General features: G+C 69.9%; 1 protein-coding gene. It reads left to right on the top strand.

Annotated features, from left to right (window positions below; genetic code table 11):
• On the top strand, positions 1-2,872 hold a 2,872-nt coding region (locus A2U95_RS32705; RefSeq protein ID WP_240957315.1), incomplete at both ends, for a non-ribosomal peptide synthetase.

Genomic DNA, 2,872 nt, shown 5'->3' with positions numbered 1-2,872 from the left:
CCCGACCACCTCGTCCCCACCTACCTCACCGTCCTCGACCGACTCCCCCTCACCCCCAACGGCAAGATCGACAAGCACGCCCTCCCCGAGCCGGCCGCCACCTCGACGGGCGGTCGCGCGCCTCGGACGCCGCTCGAGGAGACCCTGACGGCGCTCTTCGCCCAAGCCCTGGGTGCCGCGGACATCCCCACCATCGACGACGACTTCTTCATCCTCGGCGGTCATTCGTTGCGGGCGGCGCGGCTCACCAACCACATCGCGGACGCGCTCGGCGTGCGCCTGACCATCCGCGACGTCTTCCAGCACCCCACCCCCGCCCGGCTCGCCGACCTGATCTCCCGCCAGAAGGGACTGCCCGCCCTGCCGCCGATCACGGCCGGAGAAGGCACGAACGACAACGGCTCGCTGCCGGCCGCGTCCTTCGCCCAGCGTCGGCTGTGGCTGCTGGCGGACCTGGACGGCGACAGCACCGCCTACAACGTGCCCCTCGCGATACGCCTGGAAGGCGAACTCGACGTAGCCGCGTGGGAGGCCGCGCTCAACGACCTGACCGAACGCCACGCCCCGCTGCGCACCTTGATCGAGACAATCGACGGCGAACCGCACCAGCGAATCCTTCCGCCGGCCGAGGCCCGCATACCGGTCGAGTGGCGTACCACCACCCCGGAGTCCCTGGAGTCCGACCTGGTGACGGCCGCGGGACACCGGTTCGACCTGCGGACGGAGATCCCGCTGCGGGTCACCGTCCTCGAGCCCGGTGACGGAACGACCGTGCTCCTCATCCTTCTGCACCACGTGGCGACGGACGGCGCGTCGAACGAGGTGTTCTTCGAGGACCTGACGCGGGCCTACGAGGCACGGCTGTCGGGCACGGAGGCCAACGTGCTGGATCCCTTGCCGGTCCAGTACGCCGACTACGCGCACTGGCAGCACAGAGTCCTGGGCTCGCCCGACGATCCGGACAGTCTGCTGGCCCGGGAACTCGGGTTCTGGCGCTCGGCGCTGGACGGGCTGCCCGAGGAACACGGTCTGCGCCTGGACCGGCCCCGCCCCGCCCGGGCAACCCACCGGGGCGGCGAGGTCGAGGTCGACCTCGGCCCGGACGTCATGACACGAGTGGGCGAGCTCGCTCTCGCTCAGGGCTGCACCTCGTTCATGGTCGTCCACGCGGCCCTTGTCACCGCCCTGAACCGGCTCGGCGCCGGCACCGACCTCGCCGTCGGTACACCGGTCGCCGGGCGCGGCGACGAGCAGCTTCGCGACCTGGTCGGTTTCTTCGTCAACACCCTGGTGCTGCGCACCGACAGTGGAGGCGCCCCGACGTTCCAGGAACTGCTGGCGCGGATCCGCGCCACCGACCTGGACGCCTTCGCCCACCAGGAAGCGCCCTTCGACCTCGTCCTTGAGGCCGTCAGCCCGGTTCGCTCCCTCGCCCGTCACCCCTTGTTCCAGATCTGCCTCGGCCTTGAGATCGGGAGCACCCCGGAACTGCGGTTGCCCGGTGTGCGACCGGCCGGCGTGTTCGGTGTGACGAACGGTTCGGCCAAGTTCGACCTCGAGTTCCTGCTCCGCTCCGACGACAGCCACCGCCTGCACGGGACCGTCCTCTTCGCACGGGACCTGTTCGACGAGAGCACCGTGCGGCGCATGGTCACCGTCCTGGGCCAGATCCTCGAGCAGGTACTGGCCGACCCCGGCCGCCGGATCAGCGACCTCGACATCCTCTCCCAGGACGAGCGGGCACTTGTCACCGGAACCTGGGCCGGCACCAGCACCGACATCGACGACATCTCACTGGTGGAGCGCTTCCATCAGCAGGTGGAACGTTTCCCCGGCCGGGTCGCGCTGATCGACGGCGACCGACGGATCACCTACCGGGAACTCAACGCGGCCGCCAACCGCTGGGCCCGCCACCTGCGCGACCAAGGCCTGGCACGCGGCGACATGGCCGGCGTCCTGCTGGAACGCGGCGTGGACTTCGCCACCGCGGTCATCGCCGTCACCAAGACCGGCGCCGCCTACACCCTCCTCGACCCCGACTTCCCCGACGAACGCCTGCAAGCCGCCGCCACCGACGCCGGCATACGCCTCCTCGTCACCGACCCCGCCCTCGCCGGACGACTCGAAGGACCCTGGACCACGGTCACCGAGAACCCCGACCAGCTCGGCGAGCACCAGGCCGACGACCTCGGGATCCCCCTGTCCGGCGATGACGTGGCATGCCTCATGTTCACCTCCGGGTCGACGGGCCGGCCGAAGGGCATCCTGTCCTCCCACCGCAACCTGGTCTCCACGGTCACCGCGCAGACCTACGGACACTTCGGACCCGACGAAGTCTTCCTCCAGTGCTCCCCCGTTTCCTGGGACGCCTTCAGCCTCGAGTTCTGGGGCGCCCTGCTCCATGGCGGCACCACCGTCCTGCAACCCGGGCAGCGACCTGAGCCGGCGCTGATCGCTGAGCTGGCAGGACGACACCAGGTGACGATGCTCCAGCTGTCGGCAAGCCTGTTCAACTACCTCACCGACGAGCACCCCGACGCCTTCGACACCGTCACCACCGCCTACACGGGCGGAGAAGCGGCCTCCCCGGCCCACGTCCACAAACTCCAGCAACTGAGGCCCGGCATCACCGTCGTCAACGGCTACGGACCCGCCGAATCCATGGGCTTCACCACCACCCACACCATCGAACCCAGCGACCAACCCCACCAGACGATCCCCATCGGATCACCCCTGGTCAACAAGGGCGCCTACGTCCTCGACGACCGCCTCCAGCTCACCGCACCCAGCGTGACCGGCGAGCTCTACCTCGCCGGCGACGGCCTCGCCCACGGCTACCTCGGCCGACCCGACCTCACCGCCACCCGCTTCA

This window comes from Streptomyces chilikensis, from assembly GCF_001642695.1.
Lineage (GTDB): Bacteria > Actinomycetota > Actinomycetes > Streptomycetales > Streptomycetaceae > Streptomyces > Streptomyces chilikensis.
Note: the sequence above shows the minus strand (reverse complement) of the source record. Positions and strands in the feature narration are given on the sequence as shown.